Raw genomic sequence first — 23,753 nt, forward strand, 5'->3', positions numbered from 1 at the left:
CCACCGGCGCGCCCGCCACCCGCCCGCCCCATCCCTCACCCGCCGTGATCATGCAATCAATCGACGATTGATTGCATGATCACGGAAGGTCGGGGTGTCCGGGTCGTGGTCTGAGGGGGGTCTAGCCTCGCTGGAGTGCCGGTTCCGGCAGCGGGCGGGGCAGGTTCGCGCGGTTGCGGTGGGCGTTGCGCAGGCCGTCCACGCTCAAGGTGACCAGGGCGGCCCAGACCAGCAGGAAGCCCGCCCAGCGGGTGGCGGGCATGGCCTCGTGCTGGACCAGCAGGCCGATGAGGAACTGCAGGACCGGCGCGAGGTACTGCAGCATCCCGAGGGTGCTCATCGGGATGCGGATGGCCGCGGCGTTGAACAGCATCAGCGGCACCGCCGTGACCAGCCCGGTGCCCACGATCAGCAGTGCGTGCCCGGCGCCGTGGTGGCCGAAGTCGGCGGTGCCCTGCGACTGGACGTACACCGCGTAGGCGAGCGCGGGCAGGAAGATGATGAAGGTCTCGGTGGCGAGGCTCTCCGCCGACGGCATGTTCACGAACTTCTTGATCAGGCCGTACGTCCCGAACGAGGCGGCCAGGAGCAACGCGATCCACGGCAGCCGACCGTAGCCGATGGTCAATACCACCACGGAGAGCACGCCCAGCCCGATGGCGGCCCACTGCCACGGCCGCAGCCGCTCCCGGAAGATCACTACTCCGAACAGCACGCTGAGCAGCGGGTTGATGAAGTAACCCAGCGAGGCTTCGAGCGTGCGGTCGTTGTTGACGGCGTAGATGAAGATGCCCCAGTTGACGGTGATCACCACTGCGGCCAGCGCGAGCAGCATCAGCTTCTTCGGCCGCCGGACGAGGTCCCGTACCCACGACCAGTGCCGCCGTACGGCCAGCATCAGCAGCACGGCGACCAGTGACCAGATGATCCGCTGCGCCAGGATCTCCGACGGCCCGGCGGGCTTCAACAGGGGGAAGTAGAGCGGGAAGACCCCCCACATGACGTATGCCGCGACTCCGAACAACATTCCGCGACGATCCACCATGATCGGTAGAATATCAGGGCGTAAGTAGTCAACTGGCTCCACGGTAATGTCGATCAAGGAGGGCCGGATGACGGCGGAGAGCTATGACCGGCTGGCCCTCGACTACGCCGACCGTTTCCTGGGGGAGCTGGCGGGCAAACCCCTCGACCGGCTGCTGCTGGGGCTGCTCGCCGAACGGGTCGGAGGCCTGGGGCCGATCGCGGACCTGGGTTGCGGCCCCGGTCAGGTGGCCCGCCATCTCCACGACCACGGCGCGCCGTCGCTGGGGATGGACCTCTCGCCGCGCATGGTGGAGATCGCCGCACAGCGGCATCCGGGCATCGGCTTCCAGGTGGGCGACATGCGCGCGCTGCCGGTGCCCGACCGGTCCTGGGGCGGGATCGCGGCGTTCTACTCGATCATCCATGTGCCGCCTTCGCAGCTCGAAGGGGTCTTCGCCGAGTTCTTCCGGGTGCTGCGTCCGGGCGGGTCCCTCCTGCTGTCGTTCCATCTCGGCGACGAGCTCCGGCATTTCGACGAGCTCTGGGGCCATGAGGTCTCGCTGGACTTCCAGTTCTATCGGCGCGATGTCGTGGAGGGCGCTCTGGAGGAGGCCGGCCTCTCCGCCGACGCCTACGTCGAGCGGAAGCCCTACGAGAGCGAGGTCGCGACCACCCGGGCGTACGTTCTCGCCCGCCGGCCCTGACCGCGCCGCCCCAGGTCGTCGTCCTGCTCGCCGGGCACCGGCTATACCGAACGAAAGCCTTACATGCACCTGGCTACGCGCATGGCAGGCCGGTCGGCGAGTTAGCCTGGGAGCGTGTTCGGATTCGCGAAGTCACAGATGGTCTCTCCGGAGAAGGCGCTCCCAGGCCGGGACGTGCCTCTGCCGGTCCCACCGCGTCATGAAGTGCTGGGCGGCCCGCTGGCGCCCCCCTACCCCGAGGGCGCGGAGATCGCCGAGTTCGCCCTGGGCTGTTTCTGGGGCGCGGAGCGGAAGTTCTGGGAGACGCCCGGCGTGCTCTCGACCGCCGCCGGCTATGCGGGCGGCTACACGCCCAACCCCACCTACGAAGAGGTCTGCTCCGGGCTGACCGGTCACACCGAGGCCGTACGGGTGGTCTACGACCCCGCCCAGATCTCCTACACCGACCTGCTACGGGTCTTCTGGGAGACCCACGACCCGACCCAGGGCATGCGCCAGGGCAACGACGTCGGCACGCAGTACCGCTCCGCGATCTTCTACCGCAACGAAGACCAGCGGGTCGCCGCCGAGGCCTCCCGGGACTCTTACCAGGCGGTACTGACCGCGGCGGGCTACGACAAGATCACCACCGAGATCACCCAGGCCGGCGAGTTCTACTTCGCCGAGGACTACCACCAGCAGTACCTGTCCGCGACGAAGAACCCCAACGGCTACTGCGGCATCGGCGGCACCGGCCTGTCCTGCCCCATCGGAGTCGCCCCGGCAGATGGCTGAACAGGCGGCCGCCTGGGCCGTCCTGCAAGCCGATCCCGTGGAGACACGGCCGCCCTCTCGGCTCCGACGACTACCTCGCACCGGCACTTCGACACAGGTGGCGAGCGCCGGAGATGAAGAGAGCGAGTGCGCGACCTGGTCGCGCACTCGCTCGAGGTCTTCCGTGGCGCGCCCGACGATCGTGCCCTGAGTCAGGGGGAGTGACCGTACGCAGGTCGGCTCGGTGATGGGTTCAGTAGGGGAGTACCCGCCCGGAAGGGGACCGCAGGTCGGGCGTGATGGGCTGACGCGGGGGCTTGGGGCGCTTGACCAGCTGTTGCCGTGCCATTGTGATCATGTCCCCCCTTCTGCTGACCGTTAACCGGCCGATCGACGTGATGTCTCACTCTCTTCTTCGTGCCGTACTTCGTTCGACGCTCCCGCTGTACCAGGAGTTGGCTGAGCTTATGACACTAGTTCCACTGCTTCGACCGATTTTGGTGCCGCTTCGGTCGCCTTCCGTGCTCGTAGCAGCACTGTAAGTCCCGTGGCGAGCAAAGTGAGGCCGAGTCCGAGGAGTGTCACCAGTTCGAGTGCCGTGACGAAATCGGCCCGGTCCGGCCGGTCGCCGATGGCCGAAAAGAACAGCACGCCGAGCACCGCCACCCCGAGGGCGCTGGAGAACTGCTGCGCGGTGGTGAGGATGCCGGCCGCGCCGCCCGCCTGCCGGGGGTGGATCCCGGCGAGGACCGCGCCGATCAGCGCGGGGAAGGACAGCCCGTTGCCCAGGCCGACGACCACCATGGCCGGAATCAGCTCCCAGGCTTCGACGCTCGTCCCGGAGATCTCCAGCTGGACGAGGAGAGCGGTCAGCCCGACCAGGATGATCAGGCAGCCGGCAGTGATCACCTTGGCGCCGTAGCGGGCGGTGAGCCGCTGTGCCGCGACGGAGGTCACCGCGAACACGATGCCCAGCGGGCCGAAGGTCAGCCCGGACTCGAGCGGCTCCAGGTGCAGGCCGCCTTGCAGGAACAGGGTGAGCCCCAGCATGAAGCTGGCGAAGAACCCCATGAACGCCATGTTGATCACTAGCCCGGCCACGAAGAACCGGCTGAGGAAGAGCGTCAGATCCAGCAGCGGCTCGCCGCCGCGCCGGGTCAGCCGGCGTTCCCACCACAGTACGAGAGCCAGCACGGGCACCGAGGAGGCCATGGAGACCCAGGTCCACAGCGGCCAGCCGGCGGTCCGGCCCAGCGTCAGCGGGACCAGGGCGAGCGCGACCGCGGCGGCCAGTCCGGCGGCGCCCAGCGGGTCGAGCCGGGGCCGGTTGATCCCCCGGTGGTGGGGGAGCAGCCGGGCCGCGGCGGCCAGCGCGACGGCGCCGACCGGTACGTTCACCAGGAAGATCGCGCGCCAGCCCAGGCCGAAGAGATCGGCGTCCAGCAGCAGCCCGCCGAGCACCTGCCCGGCGACCGAGCCGGCGCCGATCGCGACGCCGAACCAGGCCACCGCCCGCGGGCGCTCGGCGGCCGGGAACACCGAGGTGATCAGGGCGAGGACCTGCGGCACCATGGCGGCCGCGGTGAAGCCCTGCAGCAGCCGGGCCGCGACGAGCTGGCCGGGCGACTGTGCGAGCCCGCACAGCCCGGACGCGACGGTGAAGCCGGCCATCCCGATGAGGAACATCCGGCGGTAGCCGAACAGGTCGCCCAGTCGGCCGCCGCTCACCAGCCCGCTGGCATAGCTGAAGGCGTAGCCGCCGACGATCAGTTCCAGGGCGGCCTCGCCCGCGTGCAGGTCGGACTGCAGGGACGGTGCGGCGACGTTGACGACGAAGAAGTCGAACAGGGCCATGAAGGTGGCAGAAAGGATCACCGGCAGCATCCGCCAGCGCTGTGGATCGGGGGACGTCACGCGCACTCCAGGGGTTCGAGAACCATCGAACTGTTTGATGATTCCCGAACAGTACGACAGATGTCGAACTTACCGCAATCGGATATATCCTCCAGTCATGACCGAGGTGACGACGCTTCCCGAGCCGCCCGCAGAGCGACTCGACCTGGTGACCGTGCTGGCGGCACTGGCCGACCGCTGGCGGCTGGCGGCCGTCCGCGCGCTCGCCGAGGTCGAGGACCCCGTCTACTGCGGCCAGCTGATGCTGGAGGCCGGGTTCAACGTCAGCAAGTCGACGGTCTCCCACCACATGCGCGTGCTGCGCGAGGCCGGCATCACCAGCACCCGGGTGGTCGGCGCACGCCGCTACACCAGCCTGCGCTTCGACGTCCTCAACGCCCGGTTCCCGGGCCTGCTGGACGCGATCATCTCCGCCCGCCTCGATCCCGACGACCCGATCGTCCGGGCGGTGAAGGTCGCCGCGCAGCTCTGACCGCAGGGCCACTGAGACGCCGGAACGCCCGGCGAGCGGCGGCCCGCCGTCTCTGCAGGGTCCTCGGTGATCTAGGAGACGATGTCCTTGCTCCGGAAGCGGCGGAAGGCCAGGGCCAGCAGGACCACGGCGTACGACACCGAGATCGCGGCGCCCTTCGCCATGCCGGTCCACTGGATGGTGGGCTGCAGCGCGTCGGTCCACGAGTACGTCCAGTGGGCCGGCAGCAGTTCCCGCCAGGAGCCCAGCGCGGTCACCGCGTCCAGGATGTTCCCGACGATCACCAGGCCGACTGCGCCGCCCACGGCGCCGAGCGGCGAGTCGGTCACCACCGAGAGCAGGAACGCCAGCGCCGCCACCACCAGCTCGCTGAGCAGCGCATACACGATGATGATCACCATGCGGCCGAGCGCCGTGCCGGTCGGGACCGTACCGCCGGTCGGCAATCTGACGTCGTCCCAGCCGAAGACGAGCGTGCCGGCGAGCAGGGACATCAGCGGCAGCGAGATCACGGCCACCGTCGCGTAGGTCAGCGCGACGATCAGTTTCTGCCGCAGCAGCCGGGACCGGGGCACCGGGGCGGCGAGCAGGTAGCGCAGGGAGGACCAGTTCGCCTCGCTGGCGACGGTGTCACCGCAGAACAGCGCCACCGCGACCACCAGCAGGAAGCCCGCCGAGACGAACAGCGTGAACAGTGCGAAGTTCAGCGCGCTGTCGGTGGCGACGTCCACCAGGCTGGGGAAGTTGTCGTTCTGGCCCCGGCCGCCGCCACCGAGCTGGAAGGCCGCGGCCAGGATCCAGGGCAGCACCAGCAGGAAGCCGAAGGCCACCATCGTGCGGCGCCGCCGTAGCTGGCGGATCGCCTCCACCCGCAGGGGCAGGGTCCGGCGTACCTGATAGGTCGTCATCAGGCCCCCTCTCCGATGATCGCGAGGAACGCGTCCTCGAGCCGCCGGCCCTCGCCGGTGATCTCGGCGACCGGTCCGTCGGCGACCTTGCGGCCGCGGAACATCACCACGACGTGGGTACAGGTCTGCTCGACCTCGGCCAGCAGATGGCTGGAGACGATCACGGTTCGCCGTCTCCCGGCCTGGCCGCCGCCGGCCGCCTCCCCGGTCGCGTACCGGGTGAGGACATCGCGCATCTCCCGGATCTGCGGCGGGTCCAGCCCGTTGGTCGGCTCGTCGAGCACCAGCAGGTCGGGCAGCCCCAGCATGGCCTGGGCGATCGCCAGCCGCTGCCGCATGCCCTGGGAGTACGTGCGCACCGGGCGATCGAGGGCCGCGCCGAGGTCGGCGATCGCCACCGCCTCATCGACGTGCGACTCCGCCGCGGGCCGGCCGGTGGCCCGCCAGTACAGGTCGAGGTTGACCCGCCCGGTGAGGTGCGGGAGGAACCCCGGCCCCTCGACGAACGACCCGAGACGGGCCAGCACGGGCGCGCCCGGAGTGATCCGCCGGCCGAAGATCCGGATCTCGCCCGCGTCCGGGTGGATCAGCCCCATGAGCATCCGCAGCGTGGTCGTCTTGCCCGCGCCGTTGGGCCCGAGCAGACCCAGCACCTGCCCCTTCTCGATCCGGAACGACAGATCATCGACGGCGAGATGCCCGTTGCCGTACGCCTTGGTCAGCCCGGTGATCTGCAGCGGCACCTCGGCCAGCGCCGGGTCGTACGATCCGGTGGCGCGGCGGCGTCCGGCCAGCACGATGGCCACCGCGATGACCAGCGCGGCGAGCGGCATCGCCCAGGTCCACCACGGCGGCGACGGCGCGGGACTGCGCAGCGCCGGGGCGGTCGGCACGGAGAGCCCGGAGACCACCGACACCGTGTAGGCGGCGGGCTTGACCGGGGTGGCGAAGCCCATGTCGGTGCTGGCCAGGACCACGCGCAGCCGGTGCCCCCGGTCGAACTCGTAGTCGACGGCGGGCAGGGTCACGTCGGCCTCACCGGCCGCGGTCAGCCGCAGCGGGGCGGCGATCCGGCGGGTGGGGCCCGCCCGCCCGTCGGCGCCGGGAGCGACGTCGTACAGCTTGGCGAACAGCGTCGCCGGGCCCTCCACCTTGATCCGCACCCGCGGGGCACCGGTGACCCGCAGCGGAGCGGTGAGCGGTGCCGAGTCGAAGGTCGCGGACTGCCCGGTCATGTCGAGGGACAGCCCGCCGGACCCGCCTCCCAGCGCGCTCAGCGCGGCCAGCCCGCCCAGCCCGGGCAGTGCCGAGATGGAGGCGGGCGAGCCGCCCGCCGGATTGTTGACCGTCTGCCGGCCGCCGGTCAGCGGGATCGTACGGGGCGCGGCGCCCAGGCCGGAGTAGGCACGGGCGGTCGCGGCCTCGATCACCACCCGCTGGCTGGAGGAGTCGATGCCGCCGGTGCGCGTCACGGTGAAGGCGGGAGTGCGGGAGGAGCCGCCGCGCAGCCACTGGTCGAACCAGTTCCGGACCAGCCGCTGGACGCGACCGGTCTCCGGTTCGCCGCCGTCGTGCCCGCCCTGGAACCAGACCACTGAGACCGGGGTGCCGTTCTTGCGGATGGCCGCGGCGTTGGCGTCCGCCTGGTCGAGCGGGAAGAGCGAGTCGGACTGGCCCTGGATCAGCAGGGCGGGTGCCTTGATCCGGCCGGCCACCGACGAGGGACTGGACCTGCGCAGGGTGGCCAGCGCCTCCGGGGTGGGCAGACCCGTCTCGGCGATCTTCTGGTACATGGCGCACAGCGACGGCTGGAACCGGCCACAGGCGCCGGTGGTCTTACGGCCCGGGTCGTTGGCTCCGGTGAAGAAGATCCCCGCCCACAGCTTCTTGAACACCCCGGTCTGCGCCCCGGCCCCGGTGGCCTGGGGGAACAGCGAGTCCGCCAGGTCGTTCCAGGTGATCTGCGGGGCGATCGCGTCCACCCGCGGGTCGTAGGCGGCCGTCATCAGTGAGATGCCGCCGCCGTAGGACTCACCGGCCAGGCCCACCTTCGGGTCGCCCGGCCGGTCGAGCTTCACCTCGGGACGGCGGGCCAGCCAGTCGATCAACTGGCGTACGTCCTTGACCTCGTAGTCGGGGGAGTCGAGCGCGATCTCCCCGGTCGAGGTCCCGAAGCCGCGCGCCGACCAGGTCAGCACCGCGTAGCCCGAACGGGCCAGCTCCTCGGCCTGGGCCCGGGTGTCCTGCTTGCTGCCGCCGAATCCGTGCGCCAGCAGGACGGCCGGGGCCTTGCCGCCGTCGCCGTCCCGGAAGACCGGATGGAAGTACGTGGTGTCCAGCGTGATGTGCTGATCGTCCTTCGGGCCGTCCACGACCTGGATCCGCTGGACGTCCGCCCGTACCTTCGGCGTGTCGTCCGCGGTCACTCCCCAGACGATCCCGCCGCCCGCCAGGACGGCCACCGCCGCCGCGATGGCGGCCGGCCGCCCCCGTAGCTTCATGGCTTGACCCTAGTCGTGCGCCAGGTGTGCATTCGTACGCCCAGGGGAGGCACTTGTCCTACGCCGTACGGGGGAGATCACGCGGCCGGAACGATCAGCTCAGGCAGATCTCGAAGATCGCGGTGAGCCGTTCGGTCAGCATGGCGGGGTCCGCCGCCTGCAAGTCGTCGATCATGAGCAACCGGCGCAGCGTCCTCGGCCCCATCAGCACCGAGGTGGCGAGCAGGGCCCGCTGGCGCGCGTCCGGACCGGTGAGCTGCGCGGTCAGCGGCCCGACCAGTGCCTTCTCGAGCGACTCTCGCAGCACCGGCTGCACCTCGCGGCTGCCCACCGAACGGTCGAGCGCGCGCAGCACCGCGCTCTCCGGTCCGGTGCGGATCTGCCGTACGAGGTGCTCGGCGAGCCGCCGGGGCAGCCCGCCCGGATCGCCCTCGACGACCTGGCGGACCGTCGACTCACTGCCGACCACCTCACCGAACAACGCCGCCTTGGAGCCGAAGTAGCGGCTGATCAGCGCCACGTTGGCGGCGGAGGCCGCCGCGATCATGCGCACGGTGACGTGGTCGTAGCCGTGCTCGGCGAACAGCCCGCGCGCGGCCTCCAGCATCCGCCGCCGGGTCGCCTCCCGGTCCCGTACCCGCGCGGTGCCCGTCGGCAGGGTGCCTGCGGGGAGGGTGCCCGTCGGGAGGGTGGCCCCAGTGGTGCTGCCCGCAGGGGCGGCGCCGGCAGGAGGGGTGCGTACGGAGATTGTGGCCACGGCAACGAGCCTCACGACGACAGAGATCATTGACAAGTAAACAAGCGCGTACTACTTTTATGTGCAATATACATCTAAAGGGGCGCTTGAGTGACGCGGCATTACACGCAGCAGCAGATCTTCAAGATCATGACCGGGCTGCTCATGGCGTTGCTGACGTCGATGATCTCGACCTCCGTGGTCAGCACCGCGTTGCCGACCATCGTCGGGGAGCTCGGCGGGCAGGATCAGCTGGCATGGGTGGCCAGCGCGGCGTTGCTGACCATGACCGCCTCCACCCCGCTCTGGGGCAAGCTCTCCGACCTGTTCGGGCGCAAGCTCATGTTCCAGACCGCCCTCGGCATCTTCGTCGCCGGTTCGATGGCCGCCGGCCTGTCGCAGAACATCGGCTTCCTGATCGCCGCCCGGGCCGTGCAGGGCCTCGGCGTCGGCGGGCTGTCTTCCCTCACCCAGGTGATCCTCGGTGACATCGTCGAACCCCGCGAGCGCGGCCGGTACTCGGGATTCGTGGGCGCCGTCTTCGGGATCTCGACCGTGGCGGGCCCGCTGCTCGGCGGGTTCATCGTGGACACGAGCTGGCTGGGCTGGCGCTGGTGCTTCTACGTCTGCGTGCCCCTGGCGATCATCGCCGCGGTGATGATCCAGCGGGTCCTCAAGCTGCCCCGGGTTCCCCGCGATTCACGCCTCGACTGGTTCGGCGCGTTCACCATCACCGGAGCCGCCGCCACCGTCATGCTGCTGCTGTCCCTGGGGGGCCAGGAGTTCGCGTGGAACTCGGCGTGGACGTACGGGCTCGCCGGGCTGTGCCTGGTGCTGCTGGGCCTGGCGGTCCTGGCCGAGCGGACCGCGGCCGAGCCCATCCTGCCGCCCCGCCTGTTCCGCGACCGGACCTTCGTCTTGACCGCGCTGGCCTCGCTCTTCGTCGGAGTGGCGATGTTCGGGGTGCTCATCTTCCTGCCGCAGTACCTGCAGATCGTGAAGGGCATGCGGCCGACCGCGTCCGGGCTCATGACACTGCCGATGGTGCTCGGCCTGTTCGTCGCCTCCACCCTGGCCGGCCGGGTCGCGACCAGGACCGGGCGGTGGAAGATCTTCCCCGTCCTGGGCCTGCTCTGTGTCGCCGTCGGGCTGGCGCTGCTGGCCCGGCTGCATGTCGGGTCCGGCAAGCTGGTCATCGGCGTCGACATCGCCGTGGTGGGGATCGGGCTCGGGCTGACGATGCAGATCCTGATCCTCGCCGCGCAGAACGCCGCCGCCCACCGCGACCTGGCGTCCACCACCTCGGGCGTGTCGTTCTTCCGCAACCTCGGCGGCGCGGTCGGCGTCGCGGCCTTCGGCGCGATCCTCGCCGACCGGGTGAGCGGCGGCATGGCCGACCGGCTGCGCGCCGCGCACCTGCGGGTCGAAGGCGCATCCGAGCTGGGCTCGCCGGAGGCCGTCCAGCGGCTGCCCGGCCCGATCAGGGCCATCGTGGTCGCGTCGTTCACCGACGCGATGCAGACGGTGTTCCTGGTGGGAGTGCCGGTCGCGCTGGCGGGCTTCCTGGTCGTGCTGGCGCTCAAGGAACTGCCGTTGCGGTCCTCCCCGGGCTCGGTGGAGGTCTTTCCCGCCGAGCCCGGCGCGGCTGAGTCCTCCCTGACCTCGGGCTCTCCGGGCTCTCCGACTGCGGCGGACTCTCCGGACGTCTCGCGGGCTTCGGAGAGCCCGCAGGCCGGCAGCGCCGCCCTGCCTTCCTAGCCGTACCCTCCGCAGCCGCAGCCGCAGCCGCAGCCGCACTCGTGCCCCTCCTGCCGGCCTAGCGGCGTTCCCGAAACTTCTGCGCGGCGGACCGATGAGTTGCGCCGCCCGGGTGCGTTCTACGGGTGACTTTCGCGTGGAGAGCACACGCGGACCGCGAGGAGGAGGGAACACATGAGCCGATCCGAGACCCCCATCGACCTGCTGGCGCGGGCGCTCGACCAGGCCGGCACCGTCATCGCCCGGGTCCGGCCGGAGCAGGCGGCGCTGCCCACCCCGTGCCGTTCCTGGGACGTACGGGCGCTGGTCGATCACGTGGTGGACGAGGTGCACCAGTTCGCCGTGGTGACCGGTGGCGGCAAGCGCGAGCACCTCGGCCTCGACGTGCTCGGCGACGACTGGGCCGGTGCCTACCGCGCGGAGGCGGACGCGCTGCTGACCGCGTGGCGGCAGCCGGGTGCCCTGGACCGGACGCAGCGGCTGCCCTTCGGGGAGGTCCCGGCCGCCTGGACCGTCGGCCAGCAGATCACCGAACTGGTGATCCACGCCTGGGACATCGCCAAGGCGACCGGGCAGCCGACCGACCTCGACCCCGAGCTGGGGCGGCTGGCCCTGCAGTGGGGCCTCGACAACCTCAAGCCCGAGTTCCGTGGCGACGAGGCGAGCGGAAACCACATCGCCCCGCAGGTGACCGTGCCCGACGACGCCCCGCTGTACGACCGGCTCGCGGCCTTCGGCGGGCGCGACCCCCGCTGACCGGGATCCAGCCGCGGGCCTGGGCGTCATCGCCCGACCACCCGTCGTGCGGGCCCACCCGCGCGCAACTTCACATCGCACACGACCGATGACAGGAGAAGTCACCATGCTGCTCGAGAACAAGAACGCCGTCATCTACGGAGCGGGCGGGTCGATCGGCGGCGCCGTCGCCCGTACCTTCGCCCGCGAGGGGGCCAGGGTCTTCCTGACCGGCCGCACCCGCGAGAAGCTCGACAAGGTGGCCGAGGAGATCGCGGCCGCCGGCGGCTCAGCCGACGTCGCCGTGGTCGACGCGCTCGACGAGCAGGCCGTCGACGAGCACGCCCGGGCCGTGGTCGCCACGGCGGGCACGATCGACGTCTCCCTGAACCTCGTCTCGCGCGGGGACGTCCAGGGGATTCCGCTGGTCGACATGACGACGGCCGACTTCACCCGGCCCATCACGACCGGCATCACCACCAACTTCATCACCGCGAGGGCGGCGGCACGTCAGATGGCCGAGCAGGGATCCGGCGTCATCCTGGCACTGGACAGCAGTTCCGCCGTCGGAAGCCCGATGATGGGCGGCACCGGCCCCGCCGACGCGGCCACCGACCTGCTCGTCCGCAACCTGGCGGCCGAGGTCGGGCCGCGTGGCGTCCGCGTCGTCGGCCTGTGGACGGCCGGGATCCCCGAGACGCTGTCGCCGGAGAAGCTCGCCGCGGTCAACGGCGACCTGCGACTGGACGAGGCCGCCTTCCAGGGGCTGCTCGACCGGCTGGCGCAGATGAGGATGCTGCACCGGTCGCCCAGCCTGGGCGAGGTCGCGGCCACCGCCGCCTTCCTCGCCTCCGACCAGGCGGGCGCCATCACCGGCACCTTCGTCAACGTCACGAGCGGGATGTTCCCCAGCTAGAAGATCGGGCTCCGGCCGGCGCCAGCCGAAACGTCCGGGCCCTCGGGAAAGTGGCCGGGATCGGCCGTACACGCGGGGATCGGTGTCTCATCTCACTCACGCGGCCTGGAAGACTGGAGATCACGTCTAACAGGAGGTGACGTGCGCTCCCCCCTGCGGAAAAGGACCCGCAACCCCCCCGGTCACCGCGCCGCGGCGACGATCCCGGCCACCATCGTGACGTCCGACGACCGTGCCGCCGCGCATGCGGCCCGGCGGGCGGCCCGCCGGGGCGTGGACCGCGCCGCCCGGCGGGCGGCCCACGGTGTCGCCCGGCGTGGCGCATCGCGGGCCGTCACGCCGAGATCCGCCCTGCTCGCCGGTGTCATCATGCTCGCCCTGGTCATCATCGCCGTGACGGTGACCGGGACGGTGGCCGCCACCTCGATGACGGCCCGCCAGACCCCGCTGGCCTCGCCGCTCCTGGTGTATCCGGTCTCCCAGACGACGCCCGGGCAGTGCCTGCCCGGGGTCCAGGGCGTCAGCGCGCTGGCGGCCTCCGGCCCGGTCTGCTACCAGGTGTCCCAGGGCATCGCCATCCACCGGGTCGGCGACCTGCACGTACAGCACGGAACCAGGGGCTACGACGTGTCCATCAAGCTGCTGAACGCCGACGCCAAGGCCTTCGCCGATCTCACCCGGCGGATGGTCGGGCAGAATCTCGCGTTCGTCGTGCGGGGCCGGCTGGTGACCGCCCCCCGGGTCGACATGCCGATCACCAAGGGACAGATCCTCATCACCGGCCCGGCCACCCGCGCCGACGCCGAGCGGACCCTCCGCGAGCTACGGGGCCGCTGACGCGGCGCGCCCCTCGCGGAAGAACTCCACGAGGGGCGCCCCCGGCTCCTCCGTGATCATGCAATCGTTCGACGAACGATTGCATGATCACGGAGGGTGGGGGATCAGTCGATGCGCCAGGTGTCTCCGCTGCCGAGCAGGGCGGCGAGGTCGCCCTTGCCCTGCGTCGCGACGGCCTCGTCGAGCTGGTGGCGCAGCTGCTCGTCGTAGGACGGGCGCTCGACCTGGCGGAAGATGCCGATCGGGGTGTGCTCGAACGACGGCGAGTCCAGCCGCGACAGGGCGAACGCCTGCGACGGGTCCGGGTTCTTCGCGTCATGGACGACCACGCGCGAGATGTCGACGTCGGCCGTGCGAGCCACCTCGAAGCCGCCGGAGTCCGAGCGGATCAGCGCCTTGTCGCCGTCCGCGCCGAACAGGATGGGCTGACCGTGCTCGAGGCGGACGGTGACGTCGTCGCGGACCTGGGGGTCCTTCATCGGCTCGAAGGCACCGTCGTTGAAGATGTTGCAGTTCTGGTAGATCTCCACCAGCGCCGTGCCCTTGTGCTGCGCGGCCTCCCGCAGCACCGACTGCAGGTGCTTGCGGTCGGAGTCGATGGTGCGGGCGACGAACGTGCCCTCCGCCCCGATCGCCAGCGACATCGGGTTGAACGGGGCGTCCAGCGATCCCATCGGCGTCGACTTGGTGATCTTCCCGACCTCGGAGGTCGGTGAGTATTGCCCCTTGGTCAGGCCGTAGATCCGGTTGTTGAACATCAGGATCTTCAGATTGACGTTGCGGCGCAGGGCGTGGATCAGGTGGTTGCCGCCGATCGACAGCGAGTCGCCGTCACCGGTCACCACCCACACCGACAGGTCGGGACGCGACGCCGCCAGGCCGGTGGCGATCGCCGGGGCCCGGCCGTGGATCGAGTGGAACCCGTAGGTGTTCATGTAGTACGGGAACCGGGACGAGCAGCCGATGCCGGAGACGAAGACGATGTTCTCGCGGCGCAGCCCCAGCTCCGGCAGGAAGCCCTGGACCGCGGCGAGCACGGCGTAGTCACCGCAGCCGGGGCACCAGCGCACCTCCTGGTCGGTCTTGAAATCCTTCATGGTCTGCTTGGCGTCGTCCCGCGGGACGAGCGCCAGACCGCTGTTGAGAGCGAACTCACTCACTGTCGATCACATCCTGGATCACACCGGCGAGCTCTTCCGACTTGAACGGAAGCCCGCGTACGCGGTTGTAGCTGATGACGTCGACGAGGAACCTGCCCCGCAGCAGAAGCGCGAGCTGACCAAGGTTGATCTCCGGCACGATGACCTTGTCGTACGACCGGAGCACTTCGGCGACGTTGGCCGGGAAGGGGTTTAGATGACGGAAATGAGTCTGTGCGACCTGGCCACCCGCACGGCGGACCCGCCGTACGGCCGCGGTGATCGCCCCATAGGTCGAGCCCCAGCCGAGCACGAGGACCTTGGCCGTGGCGCCGTCGGGTCCCGGCGGATCGTCCACCTCCAGCGGCGCGATGTCGCCGGCGATGCCGTCGATCTTGGCCTGGCGCAACCGCACCATCAGGTCGTGGTTGTCGGCGGCGTAGGAGATGTTGCCGGTGCCGTCGGCCTTCTCCAGACCACCGATGCGGTGCTCCAGACCCGGCGTGCCGGGAATCGCCCACGGGCGCGCGAGGGTCTCGGGATCCCGCAGGAACGGCTGGAACTCCTCGCCCTCGACGGCCTCCGCGAAGGACGGTGAGATCGTCGGCAGCGAGTCGACGTCGGGCAGCCGCCACGGCTCGGAGCCGTTGGCCAGGTAGCCGTCCGACAGCAGCATCACCGGGGTGCGGTACTTCACCGCGATCCTGGCCGCCTCGATCGCCGCGTCGAAGCAGTCGCTCGGTGACCGCGGGGCCACGACCGGCACGGGAGCTTCGCCGTTGCGGCCGAACAGGGCCTGCAGCAGGTCGGCCTGCTCGGTCTTGGTCGGCAGCCCGGTGGAGGGACCCGCCCGCTGCACGTTGATGACCAGCAGCGGCAGCTCGGTGGCGACCCCGAGGCCGATGGTCTCGCCCTTGAGCGCGATGCCCGGACCCGAGGTGGTGGTGATGCCCAGCGACCCGCCGAACGAGGCGCCGAGCGCCGCGCCCACGGCGGCGATCTCGTCCTCGGCCTGGAAGGTGCGCACCCCGAACCGCTTGTGCTTGGACAGCTCGTGCAGGATGTCCGAGGCAGGCGTGATGGGGTACGAGCCGAGGAACAGCGGCAGCCCGCTCTGCACGCCGGCCGCGATGAGGCCGTAGGACAGGGCGGTGTTACCGGTGATGTTCCGGTAGAGACCGGCCGGCTGGTCGGCCGGCTTGATCTCGTAGGAGACCGAGAAGTCCTCGGTGGTCTCGCCGTAGTTCCAGCCCGCCTGGAAGGCCGCGATGTTGGCCTTCATGATGTCGGGCTTCTTGGCGAACTTCTGCTCGAGGAACGCGACCGTCGCCTCGGTCGGCCGGTGGTACAGCCACGAGAGCAGGCCGAGCGCGAACATGTTCTTGGCCCGCTCGGCGTCCTTCTTGGAGATCTCGAAGTCCGCGAGGGCCCCGACCGTCAGCGAGGTCAGCCGTACCGCGTGCACGTGGTAGGCGTCGAGCGAGTCGTCGTCGAGCGGGTTGGTCGCGTAGCCGACCTTGGTCAGGTTGCGCTTGGTGAACTCATCGGTGTTGATGATCAGGTCGGCCCCGCGGGGCAGATCCGGAAGGTTGGCCTTGAGGGCCGCGGGATTCATCGCGACCAGCACGTTCGGGGCGTCCCCCGGCGTGACGATGTCGTGGTCGGCGAAGTGCAGCTGGAAGCTCGAGACCCCGGGAAGGGTCCCTGCGGGCGCGCGGATCTCCGCGGGGAAGTTCGGCCATGTAGACAGGTCGTTGCCGAACGACGCCGTCTCCTGGGTGAACCGATCACCGGTCAACTGCATGCCGTCACCGGAGTCCCCGGCGAAACGGATGATGACACGGTCGAGCTGCTGGACCTGTTTGGTCACAGGAGAAGACCTCCTCGACACGCAGCACCCCACCTCGGGGGAGGTATCCGAAGTGGGGATGCTACTTAGGCTTGCCTTACATGTTACGTCCGGGACGACATGAAAAACCGGTGTCCCCCGACGTGAGTCCCGACACAGACGGCGTATCACATTGGCCGGGACTTCACGCGAGGACGACGATTCCGGGCAGCACTATACGCGTGCCGAATTTTATTCGGTCAGCCAGGCTGCTACCGACTGGTAAGCCTGACCTGCGGAGTTGCCTGATCCGTTCGCCCGGGGATCACTCCCGGGAGATGCCGTCGAGCATGGTCTGGATTTCGGCGCTCGAGGCGCCGGCCGTGAAGGCGTCGGAGTGCGCCCACGAGCCACCGCCGCCGCGCGCCTTGGGCCAGTCGCCGCCCGAAACCGTGCACGACACCTCGATCGCAGTGTACGAGGTGACGGTGCCCGTGGTGGAGCAGTCGCCGTAGTGAGTCCCGGCCTTGCCCTTCTCCGAGCTGATCGTGGTGAACACGCTCACCGGCACCGGCGAGGTGGAGACCCCGGTGGACCACACCTTCGTGAAGATGGTGCAGCTCGAGGTGTTGCACGTGCCGAACCGCACCTTCTCGATGCTGGCGGTGCGCGAGGAGTCGAAGGAGTCCTTGAGCGCGCTGACCCCGGCGCGGATGTCGCTGGTGGCCTCACCGGCGCCCAGCGTGCTCACGTCCACGCTGAAGCGCGGGTAGGACGTGCTCTCGACCCGGACCAGCCGGGAGTCGTCGGTGACGTAGTAGGTGTTGCCGTAGGTGACGACCTTGGTGGCCGAGGTGCTGCCCACCGTGGTCTTCGTCTGCGAGGTGATGGAGTACTTGGAGACCTGGCGGAGCTTCTGCGCCATCGCGGACGGGCTGAGGTACCGCTTGAAGTCGAAGCTGAAGTTGTACGAGGCGAGCTTGCCCCAGCGGTTGCCGTCGATGTAGTTCCACTTCGGCGTGTAGCTGGCCTTGGTGCTCCAGAACGACGTGTCGCCCTTGACGAACAGCTTGTCGTCGAGCGAGAGCAGGTCGACCTTGCTGCCGCCCCAGGAGGCGGTCGCGCTCGTCCGGCCGCCCGAGGTGACCTTGAAGTCACCGTCCAGGGTGTCCGAGGTCGAGGCCACCGTGCCGTGGTACTTCAGGCCCGGCGCGGAGGACAGCTTGGTGGCGGCCGCGGTGAGCTTCTTGACGGCGTCGGCCTTCGGGTCGGTGGCGACACTGCCGATCACGATCAGCACCACCACGACGATCACCACGATCAGGACGCCGCCGCCCACGATGCCACCGATGATCAAGCCGGTGTTCGAGCGCTTGGGCGGCGGGGGCGCGCCCGGGCCGCCGAAGCCGGGCTGCCCGCCCTGGGGCCAGCCCGGCTGCTGCGGCTGACCGTAACCGGGCTGCGGCTGTCCGTAGCCGGGCTGGTAGTTCGGCTGTGCGAAGGGCGGAGGGGTGGCCGGCCCGGCGGGCGGCATGCCCGGTCCGGGATACGCACCGCCACCCGGGTAGGCCGGGCCCTGGTCCTGGGGAGTGCCCGGCGATGCCCACTCAGGGGCCCAGCCCGGCTGGGGGTTGTTCGCTGGCTGGCCGGGCTCGCCGGCCGGCGGGTACGGCCCGTTGTTCTCCATCGCCCCTGTCCTTCCCTAAAAGCACCGCAATAAGTCCATAGTGTGTCGTAAAGCTCAGACGTCAACGCGCCCAGGTGGTTCCGTTCTCCAGGTCGTAATCTGACTGTGAATCGTCGACGGCCACCTCCGGCCGCCCTCGGGCCGCAGGTGGGGAGGAGGCAGGCATGCAGGAGTACTTCAGCCGTTACCTCGTCGTCGGCGTGTTGTTCCTGGTGGGCGGCGGGGTCGTCGCGGGAGCGCTGGGCGCCAACCGGCTGCTCCGCCCGCATCGGCCGACTCCGGCCAAACTGACGACCTACGAGTGCGGGGTCGACCCCGTCGGTGAGGGCTGGGCCCAGTCGTATGTCCGCTATTACGTCTTCGCCTACCTCTATGTGGTTTTCGCGGCCGATGCCGTCTTCCTGTTCCCCTGGGCGACGGTGTTCGCCGCCAAGGGCTTCGGCGGGGTCACGCTGGCGGAGATGTTCGTCTTCCTGGGCTTCCTCTCCGCCGGGCTCGTCTACGCATGGCGCAAGGGCGTGCTCTCCTGGGTGTGAGGCCGCGGCCCCTCCGTGACCGTTGCCGTACGGCCCGCGGTGGCCGTCCTCACGGCGGGCGGGTAAGAATGCAGATGTGAGTACCGTCGATCTCCCCGAGCCCCGCATCGGCGCGCTGTCGAAGATGGCGCCGAAGCCGATCAAGTTCGTGCTCAACTGGGGCCGGCGCTACTCGCTGTGGGTGTTCAACTTCGGCCTGGCCTGCTGCGCGATCGAGTTCATCGCCACCTCCATGTCGCGGCACGACTTCATCCGGCTCGGGGTCATCCCCTTCGCGCCCGGCCCGCGGCAGGCGGACCTCATGGTGGTCTCCGGCACGGTCACCGACAAGATGGCTCCCGCGATCAAGCGGCTGTACGAGCAGATGCCAGAGCCCAAGTACGTCATCTCCTTCGGGGCCTGCTCCAACTGCGGCGGTCCGTACTGGGACTCGTACTGCGTGACCAAGGGCGTCGACCAGATCATCCCGGTGGACGTCTACGTGCCGGGGTGCCCGCCCCGGCCGGAGGCGCTGCTGCACGGCATCGTCAAGCTGCAGGAGAAGATCGCGGCCGAGTCGCTGGGCGACCGCTACACCGGCGGCGGGGAGGCGATCGGTGCCACGCCGCCGCGCAGGCCGCCCATGTCGGCGACCGTGCTGCGACGGCCGCCCCTGCCGCCACCGCCCGTCGTCGAGCCGCCCGTCTCGGAGGTCCTGGCGGCGGCCGACGAGCCGACGCAGTCCTTCCGGTCCCTGGAGACCGCCCCGCTGCCGCCGGTGAACGGCCCGGCGCGTCCCCAGGCCTCCACGGAGGCACCCACGGAGGCGTCCCCGGAGACGTCGGCGCGGACCCGGCCGCAGCCCCTTCCCGCCGGCGCCGCGGACGGTCCGGCCGGCACCCAGGACGGCTCGACGCGCAAGCTGCCGGTGGTCCCGGCGGATCCGGCCCACCCGGCGGATCCGGCACACGCGGCTCCGGAACCGGTGGATCCGGACCAGGAGACCGAGGCGCTCCCGGTGGTCACCGGCGGGCCGGTGGCCGATCCGCCGGTGCCCCGGAGGGCCCGGGATCGCAGGCGTGACTCGGGGGCGGAGCCGGCCGGGCGGTTCGCGGACCGCATCAGGCGGCTCGGCGGCCCGCAGGACACCTCCCCGACCGACCCCACGATCATCCCCGGCTTCGGCGAGCTGGCCGAGCCGACCGAGCCGGCCGAGCCCGGAGCGCCCGGTGAGGCGGGCCCTCCCGGTGAGCCCGGGAAGCGCGGCGGGGACGAGGGGCGAGCGTGACTCCCGAGGAGGTCGCCGCCGCGGTCCACGAGCGGTTCGGGGACGACGCGGCCACCGAGGAGTCCTTCGGCACGCTGACCCTGTCGGTGTCGGCCCAGCTGTGGGTCGAGGCGGTCTCCTTCGCCCGCGACGACCTGGGCTGCGAGTTCTTCGACTGGCTGACCGGCGTGGACGAGCTGGAGGACGGGTTCGCCGTCGTCGCCCATGTCTTCTCGCTGACGGGCGGGCACCATGTGCTGCTGCGCACCCGGGTGCCCCGTGCCGACCCCGTACTGCCAACGGTGACCGCCGTCTACCGGGGGGCCGACTGGCACGAGCGGGAGACCGGCGAGATGTTCGGCGTGATCTTCGAGGGGCATCCCGGGCTCAAGCCGCTGCTGCTGCCCGAGGGCTTCGAGGGGCACCCACTGCGCAAGGAGTTCGTGCTCGCCTCCCGGGTCGCCAAGCCCTGGCCGGGCGCCCGGGAGCCGGGCGAGGGCGGCGGGGCCGACCGGCAGAGCGCGCCGAGCCGCCGCCGGGTGCTCCCGCCCGGAGTACCCGAGGACTGGGGCCGGGAGCAGGCGCCGCCGCCTGCCGCCCGGCCACCGCGCGGGCCGGCTCCCGAGGGCCCGGAGGAGAGCGGCGATGCCTGAACTCCTGGTCGTCGCGCTCAAACTGCTGCTGATCACCGGGGCGTTCCTGACGCTGCCGCTGCTCGTCGGCCAGGCCGAGCACAAGGTCATGGCCCATATGCAGGCGCGGCTGGGCCCGATGTACGCGGGCGGCTTCCACGGCTGGGCGCAGCTCGTCGCCGACGGGGTGAAGTTCGTCCAGAAGGAGGACGTGATCCCCGCGGCCGCCGACCGGTGGATCTTCTCGCTGGCCCCCGGGGTCGCGTTGCTGCCGTACCTGGTGGTGCTGAGCGTGATCCCCGTCGGGCCGGACGGCCAGGTGGGCCTGCCTCTCGGCATCGGCCTGTTCTTCGCCCTCGCGGTGATGGGCATCGGGGTGCTCGGCGCGATCATGGCCGGCTGGTCCAGCGCCAACAAGTACTCCCTGCTCGGTGGCATGCGGGTGGCGGCCCAGCTGATGTCCTACGAGCTGCCGATGGTGTTCGCCGCGTCGTCGGTGGCGATGGCGGCCGGCACGCTCTCGCTGCCGGGCATCGTCGACGAGTGGCGCTGGTGGTGGCTGCCCTGGCAGGCGATCGGCGGGTTCGTGTTCTTCGTGGCCGGCCTGGCCGAGCTGCGGCGCCCGCCCTTCGACATGCCGGTCGCCGACTCGGAGATCATCTTCGGTCCCTACACCGAGTACGGCGGGCTGCGCTTCGCCCTGTTCCTGCTGGCCGAGTACGCCGGGATCGTCGTGCTGTGCGCGCTGACCACCGTGCTGTTCCTCGGTGGCTGGAAGGGGCCGTTCCTGGACACCCAGCTCGGCTTCGTGTGGACGCTGACCAAGGTGTTCGCGCTGTCGTTCGTGGTGATCTGGCTGCGGGTCAGCTATCCGCGGCTGCGCGAGGACCAGCTGCAGAGGTTCGCCTGGGCCTGCCTGGTCCCGCTGGCCCTGCTCCAGCTCGGCCTCACCGGCGTCATCAAGGTGCTGATCTCCGGCTGACCGCCGGGCCCGCTGACCGCCGGGCCCGGGGGACGCCTCGCCCGGTGGACACCGGGCCGCAAAGCGCCGGGACCCTAGGGCAGGAAGATCGCGTACTCGGCGAGCCGGTGGATGAGGTCCGGGGGAAGGTCGGCGTCCACGGCCAGTTCCTCCACCGACACGAACGTGCCGGTCTCCGTACGTACCCGGATGACCTTCTGGACGAGCTCCTCGGTCATCCCGGGCAGCAGGCCCAGCGTGGGCGCCGGCACGTGGTTGACGTCGATCAGCCCGCCGTCGTCGTAGGCGCGCGGCAGATCGGGCCGGCCGATGCGCAGCTCGTGGGCGAGCGCGGGATCCTCGGCCAGCAGCCGGCGGGCCTCGTCCCGGAGCATCCGGCGGTACCTGGCCACCTCCACGGCGTGCTGGTTGAGCCGGTCGCGCGGTGTCCGGCGGGGGAAGACGCGGGGGCGCGCCACGAAGGCGTGGATCGAGGTCGTGACCCACAGGACCAGGAAGAGCAGCAGCCCGAGGACGATCGCGGACGTGGACGAGCTCGTGAGCAGCGTGGAGAAGTCCAGGAGATAGGCCGCTCCGTAGCCCGCCCCAGCCGCGGCGAGCTGCCAGGACCGGCTCTTGTTCGCGGCGTAGACGAAGGAGAACGGTGCGCCGAGCCCCATGGTCAGCAGCGGCACGACGGACCAGACGACGCCCTGCGGCTCCACCATCGGCTGGGGCATCGGCACCGGCGGCACCGGCCGCCACCCCGGCTGAACGGGATGGGGCGGCCGTCGGGAGGGGTCATGTGCCGGCCTGGCCATACCAGGATGGTAAGCGTGAAACGGCCGGGATCGGCTACCCGTGCCGGAATCCGCACCGTGACCTGGGCCCCGGCCAGAACCCCTCCACTGTGGGCCTTGATCCGGCATGGGTTCCATAATGGATAAGGACGGTCGGCGACCGGCGCCGGTTCCCCTGCCGCCCGTCGTAAGGAATCATGGGGTCTCGTGGCACGGCTACCAGGAGGCGGTCTGGCGAAGGGTCTCGCCGTTACGTTGCGGACGATGACCCGTCGATCGATCACGCGTCAGTACCCCGAGGTCCAGCCCGACCTGCCCCCGCGCAGCCGGGGCGTCATCGCACTGTTCGAGGAGAACTGCACGGTCTGCATGCTCTGCGCCCGGGAGTGCCCGGACTGGTGCATCTACATCGACTCCCACAAGGAGACGATGCCCGCCCCCGAGGGCGGCCGGCCCCGGACCCGCAACGTGCTCGACCGGTTCGCGATCGACTTCGCCCTGTGCATGTACTGCGGGATCTGTATCGAGGTCTGCCCGTTCGACGCGCTGTTCTGGTCGCCCGAGTTCGAGTACGCCGAGTACGACATCGCCGAGCTGACCCACGAGAAGGACAGGCTGCGCGAGTGGATGTGGACGGTTCCGCCGCCGCCGGCCCACGACCCGGGCGCCGAGACGCCGAAAGAGGCGAAGGGCTTCGCGCCGTGAGCCCTCGGGAGGCGTACGAGCCGGGCGTCGCGGAGCCTGCCGTGGGCACGGCCTGCCGGAGTCGGCCGTGACCGCCCCCGACGTGGTCTTCGTGCTGCTCGGGCTGGTCGCCGTGGGCGCCGGTGTGCTGGTGGTCACCACCAAGCAGATGGTGCACGCCGCCCTGTGGCTGGTGGTGTCGTTCGGGGCGCTGGCGGCCGCCTACCTGGTGCTGACCGCGGAGTTCGTCGCCTGGGTACAGGTGCTGATCTACGTCGGCGCGGTGGTGGTGCTGCTGCTCTTCGGGATCATGCTGACCCGGGCGCCGATCGGCCGCTCGTCCGATCTGGACTCGGGCAACCGCTGGGTCGCGCTGGCGGTCGCCCTGGCCACGGCCGGGGTGCTGGTGACCGTCCTGGTCCGCGGCTTCCGCCAGGCCTACACGCCGCTGAAGAGCGGCGGAGGCTCGGCGGACGCGCTCGGAGCGGCGCTGTTCGGCAACTGGGTGCTGCCCTTCGAGATCCTCTCGGTGCTCCTGCTGGCGGCGCTGGTCGGCGCCATCGTGCTCTCCCGTGGCGGGGGCGACTGATGCACATCGTCTATCCGCTGGTGACCGCCGCCCTGCTGTTCTCGGTCGGGGTGTACGGCGTGCTGGCCCGGCGCAACGCGATCCTGGTGCTGATGTCGGTCGAGCTGATGCTCAACGCCGTCAACCTCAACCTGGTCGCCTTCGACATCTGGCTGAAGGACAGGCTGCACGGCGGCCAGGCCCTCGCGCTGTTCACCATCGTCATCGCGGCGGCCGAGATCGGCCTCGGGCTGGCGATCGTCCTGCTGGTCTTCCGTAACCGGCAGACCATCGACATCGACACCCTGACCACGCTGTCCGACCGGGACGCCCGGCCCGCCGCCGCTCCGGACGACGGGGCGTCCGGCGCGGAGATCGCCTCAGCGACCGGCTCCGCCCCGGCCGTCTCCAC

22 protein-coding genes and 1 pseudogene are annotated in these 23,753 nt (G+C 70.5%); 14 read left to right on the forward strand and 9 right to left on the reverse strand.

What is annotated here, in order from left to right; translation table 11 throughout:
- Positions 1–121 precede the first annotated feature (121 nt).
- On the reverse strand, positions 122–1,045 hold the full coding sequence (gene rarD, locus ACRYCC_RS00735) for an EamA family transporter RarD (RefSeq protein WP_433807561.1): 924 nt from the start codon (positions 1,043–1,045) through the stop codon (positions 122–124).
- A gap of 67 nt (positions 1,046–1,112) precedes the next feature.
- On the opposite strand from rarD, the gene ACRYCC_RS00740 reads away from it, so the two are divergent.
- Together ACRYCC_RS00740 and msrA are read left to right on the forward strand one after the other, a co-directional pair.
- Complete coding sequence (locus tag ACRYCC_RS00740) at positions 1,113–1,730, forward strand: class I SAM-dependent DNA methyltransferase (protein ID WP_433807563.1); 618 nt, start codon at positions 1,113–1,115, stop codon at positions 1,728–1,730.
- Between the two features lie 114 nt (positions 1,731–1,844).
- Positions 1,845–2,504 carry a peptide-methionine (S)-S-oxide reductase MsrA gene (gene msrA, locus ACRYCC_RS00745; RefSeq protein ID WP_433807565.1) on the forward strand — a complete coding sequence of 220 codons (660 nt, stop codon included), beginning with the start codon at positions 1,845–1,847 and terminating at the stop codon, positions 2,502–2,504.
- 444 nt (positions 2,505–2,948) lie between these two features.
- Here the strand turns inward: msrA and ACRYCC_RS00750 are convergent, their stop codons facing one another.
- On the reverse strand, positions 2,949–4,397 hold the full coding sequence (locus ACRYCC_RS00750) for an MFS transporter (protein WP_433807567.1): 1,449 nt from the start codon (positions 4,395–4,397) through the stop codon (positions 2,949–2,951).
- Positions 4,398–4,494: 97 nt separating this feature from the next.
- On the opposite strand from ACRYCC_RS00750, the gene ACRYCC_RS00755 reads away from it, so the two are divergent.
- The gene (locus ACRYCC_RS00755) at positions 4,495–4,869 is read left to right on the forward strand and encodes an ArsR/SmtB family transcription factor (protein ID WP_433807569.1); all 375 of its coding nucleotides are present in this window, start codon (positions 4,495–4,497) and stop codon (positions 4,867–4,869) included.
- A 71-nt stretch (positions 4,870–4,940) separates the two neighbouring features.
- Here the strand turns inward: ACRYCC_RS00755 and ACRYCC_RS00760 are convergent, their stop codons facing one another.
- The 3 genes from ACRYCC_RS00760 to ACRYCC_RS00770 all read right to left on the reverse strand — a co-directional run bounded on the left by ACRYCC_RS00760 (position 4,941) and on the right by ACRYCC_RS00770 (position 9,035).
- On the reverse strand, positions 4,941–5,777 hold the full coding sequence (locus tag ACRYCC_RS00760; protein ID WP_433807571.1) for an ABC transporter permease: 837 nt from the start codon (positions 5,775–5,777) through the stop codon (positions 4,941–4,943).
- Positions 5,777–8,278: an alpha/beta fold hydrolase gene (locus ACRYCC_RS00765; protein WP_433807573.1), complete on the reverse strand. Its 2,502-nt coding sequence runs from the start codon at positions 8,276–8,278 to the stop codon at positions 5,777–5,779. Before ACRYCC_RS00765 ends, ACRYCC_RS00760 begins: the two co-directional genes overlap by 1 nt.
- 94 nt (positions 8,279–8,372) lie before the next feature.
- Complete coding sequence (locus ACRYCC_RS00770; protein WP_433807575.1) at positions 8,373–9,035, reverse strand: TetR/AcrR family transcriptional regulator; 663 nt, start codon at positions 9,033–9,035, stop codon at positions 8,373–8,375.
- 90 nt (positions 9,036–9,125) lie between these two features.
- On the opposite strand from ACRYCC_RS00770, the gene ACRYCC_RS00775 reads away from it, so the two are divergent.
- The 4 genes from ACRYCC_RS00775 (at position 9,126) to ACRYCC_RS00790 (ending at position 13,260) form a co-directional block, all read left to right on the forward strand.
- Complete coding sequence (locus ACRYCC_RS00775) at positions 9,126–10,772, forward strand: MDR family MFS transporter (RefSeq protein WP_433807577.1); 1,647 nt, start codon at positions 9,126–9,128, stop codon at positions 10,770–10,772.
- Positions 10,773–10,946: 174 nt separating this feature from the next.
- On the forward strand, positions 10,947–11,528 hold the full coding sequence (locus tag ACRYCC_RS00780) for a TIGR03086 family metal-binding protein (RefSeq protein WP_433807579.1): 582 nt from the start codon (positions 10,947–10,949) through the stop codon (positions 11,526–11,528).
- Between the two features lie 106 nt (positions 11,529–11,634).
- Complete coding sequence (locus ACRYCC_RS00785) at positions 11,635–12,423, forward strand: SDR family NAD(P)-dependent oxidoreductase (RefSeq protein WP_433807581.1); 789 nt, start codon at positions 11,635–11,637, stop codon at positions 12,421–12,423.
- A gap of 141 nt (positions 12,424–12,564) precedes the next feature.
- Positions 12,565–13,260 (forward strand): SecDF P1 head subdomain-containing protein, encoded by a 696-nt coding sequence (locus ACRYCC_RS00790; RefSeq protein WP_433807583.1) that lies wholly within the window; start codon positions 12,565–12,567, stop codon positions 13,258–13,260.
- A gap of 104 nt (positions 13,261–13,364) precedes the next feature.
- Here ACRYCC_RS00790 and ACRYCC_RS00795 read toward each other — a convergent pair whose 3' ends face one another.
- The 3 genes from ACRYCC_RS00795 to ACRYCC_RS00805 form a co-directional block, all read right to left on the reverse strand.
- Positions 13,365–14,420 carry a 2-oxoacid:ferredoxin oxidoreductase subunit beta gene (locus tag ACRYCC_RS00795; protein ID WP_433807585.1) on the reverse strand — a complete coding sequence of 352 codons (1,056 nt, stop codon included), beginning with the start codon at positions 14,418–14,420 and terminating at the stop codon, positions 13,365–13,367.
- Positions 14,413–16,269: a 2-oxoacid:acceptor oxidoreductase subunit alpha gene (locus ACRYCC_RS00800; protein WP_433807587.1), complete on the reverse strand. Its 1,857-nt coding sequence runs from the start codon at positions 16,267–16,269 to the stop codon at positions 14,413–14,415. Before ACRYCC_RS00800 ends, ACRYCC_RS00795 begins: the two co-directional genes overlap by 8 nt.
- Before the next feature lie 283 nt (positions 16,270–16,552).
- Entirely contained in the window at positions 16,553–17,914 is a 1,362-nt protein-coding gene (locus tag ACRYCC_RS00805; protein WP_433807589.1) for a hypothetical protein, read from the reverse strand.
- A 164-nt stretch (positions 17,915–18,078) separates the two neighbouring features.
- Here ACRYCC_RS00805 and ACRYCC_RS00810 point away from each other — a divergent pair, with 164 nt between their 5' ends.
- The 4 genes from ACRYCC_RS00810 (at position 18,079) to ACRYCC_RS00825 (ending at position 21,310) form a co-directional block, all read left to right on the forward strand.
- Positions 18,079–18,450, forward strand: coding sequence for an NADH-quinone oxidoreductase subunit A (locus ACRYCC_RS00810; protein ID WP_433807591.1), 372 nt, complete (start codon positions 18,079–18,081; stop codon positions 18,448–18,450).
- Between the two features lie 76 nt (positions 18,451–18,526).
- Positions 18,527–19,717 carry an NADH-quinone oxidoreductase subunit B gene (locus ACRYCC_RS00815; RefSeq protein WP_433807593.1) on the forward strand — a complete coding sequence of 397 codons (1,191 nt, stop codon included), beginning with the start codon at positions 18,527–18,529 and terminating at the stop codon, positions 19,715–19,717.
- Positions 19,714–20,349 (forward strand): NADH-quinone oxidoreductase subunit C, encoded by a 636-nt coding sequence (locus ACRYCC_RS00820; RefSeq protein WP_433807595.1) that lies wholly within the window; start codon positions 19,714–19,716, stop codon positions 20,347–20,349. The genes ACRYCC_RS00815 and ACRYCC_RS00820 overlap by 4 nt, the downstream gene beginning before the upstream one ends.
- Positions 20,342–21,310, forward strand: a complete 969-nt coding sequence (locus ACRYCC_RS00825; protein ID WP_433807597.1) for a complex I subunit 1/NuoH family protein — start codon at positions 20,342–20,344, stop codon at positions 21,308–21,310. Before ACRYCC_RS00820 ends, ACRYCC_RS00825 begins: the two co-directional genes overlap by 8 nt.
- 74 nt (positions 21,311–21,384) lie before the next feature.
- Here ACRYCC_RS00825 and ACRYCC_RS00830 read toward each other — a convergent pair whose 3' ends face one another.
- Complete coding sequence (locus tag ACRYCC_RS00830) at positions 21,385–22,029, reverse strand: ComEA family DNA-binding protein (protein WP_433809885.1); 645 nt, start codon at positions 22,027–22,029, stop codon at positions 21,385–21,387.
- Positions 22,030–22,353: 324 nt separating this feature from the next.
- On the opposite strand from ACRYCC_RS00830, the gene ACRYCC_RS00835 reads away from it, so the two are divergent.
- From ACRYCC_RS00835 to nuoK, 3 genes and pseudogenes are all read left to right on the forward strand, one after another.
- Positions 22,354–22,794, forward strand: a complete 441-nt coding sequence (locus tag ACRYCC_RS00835; RefSeq protein ID WP_433807599.1) for a NuoI/complex I 23 kDa subunit family protein — start codon at positions 22,354–22,356, stop codon at positions 22,792–22,794.
- A 67-nt stretch (positions 22,795–22,861) separates the two neighbouring features.
- A complete protein-coding gene (locus tag ACRYCC_RS00840) occupies positions 22,862–23,362 on the forward strand; it encodes an NADH-quinone oxidoreductase subunit J family protein (protein WP_433807601.1) in 501 nt (166 codons plus the stop codon).
- A pseudogene (nuoK, locus tag ACRYCC_RS00845) lies at positions 23,362–23,658 on the forward strand (NADH-quinone oxidoreductase subunit NuoK); the annotation flags it as partial. The gene ACRYCC_RS00840 and the pseudogene nuoK, both read left to right, overlap by 1 nt.
- Positions 23,659–23,753: the final 95 nt, after the last annotated feature.

The sequence above is a fragment of the Actinomadura scrupuli genome (genome assembly GCF_050971785.1).
GTDB classification, from domain to species: Bacteria; Actinomycetota; Actinomycetes; order Streptosporangiales; family Streptosporangiaceae; genus Actinomadura_E; species Actinomadura_E scrupuli.

Bases quoted from the DNA above. Each gene is read 5' to 3' on its own strand.
- rarD (WP_433807561.1), bottom strand. From the start codon at position 1,045: ATGGTGGATCGTCGCGGAATGTTGTTCGGAGTCGCGGCATACGTCATG.
- ACRYCC_RS00740 (WP_433807563.1), top strand. From the start codon at position 1,113: ATGACGGCGGAGAGCTATGACCGGCTGGCCCTCGACTACGCCGACCGT.
- ACRYCC_RS00755 (WP_433807569.1), top strand. From the start codon at position 4,495: ATGACCGAGGTGACGACGCTTCCCGAGCCGCCCGCAGAGCGACTCGAC.
- ACRYCC_RS00760 (WP_433807571.1), bottom strand. From the start codon at position 5,777: ATGACGACCTATCAGGTACGCCGGACCCTGCCCCTGCGGGTGGAGGCG.
- ACRYCC_RS00765 (WP_433807573.1), bottom strand. From the start codon at position 8,278: ATGAAGCTACGGGGGCGGCCGGCCGCCATCGCGGCGGCGGTGGCCGTC.
- ACRYCC_RS00780 (WP_433807579.1), top strand. From the start codon at position 10,947: ATGAGCCGATCCGAGACCCCCATCGACCTGCTGGCGCGGGCGCTCGAC.
- ACRYCC_RS00785 (WP_433807581.1), top strand. From the start codon at position 11,635: ATGCTGCTCGAGAACAAGAACGCCGTCATCTACGGAGCGGGCGGGTCG.
- ACRYCC_RS00805 (WP_433807589.1), bottom strand. From the start codon at position 17,914: ATGGAGAACAACGGGCCGTACCCGCCGGCCGGCGAGCCCGGCCAGCCA.
- ACRYCC_RS00810 (WP_433807591.1), top strand. From the start codon at position 18,079: ATGCAGGAGTACTTCAGCCGTTACCTCGTCGTCGGCGTGTTGTTCCTG.
- ACRYCC_RS00825 (WP_433807597.1), top strand. From the start codon at position 20,342: ATGCCTGAACTCCTGGTCGTCGCGCTCAAACTGCTGCTGATCACCGGG.
- ACRYCC_RS00830 (WP_433809885.1), bottom strand. From the start codon at position 22,029: ATGCCCCAGCCGATGGTGGAGCCGCAGGGCGTCGTCTGGTCCGTCGTG.
- ACRYCC_RS00835 (WP_433807599.1), top strand. From the start codon at position 22,354: ATGACCCGTCGATCGATCACGCGTCAGTACCCCGAGGTCCAGCCCGAC.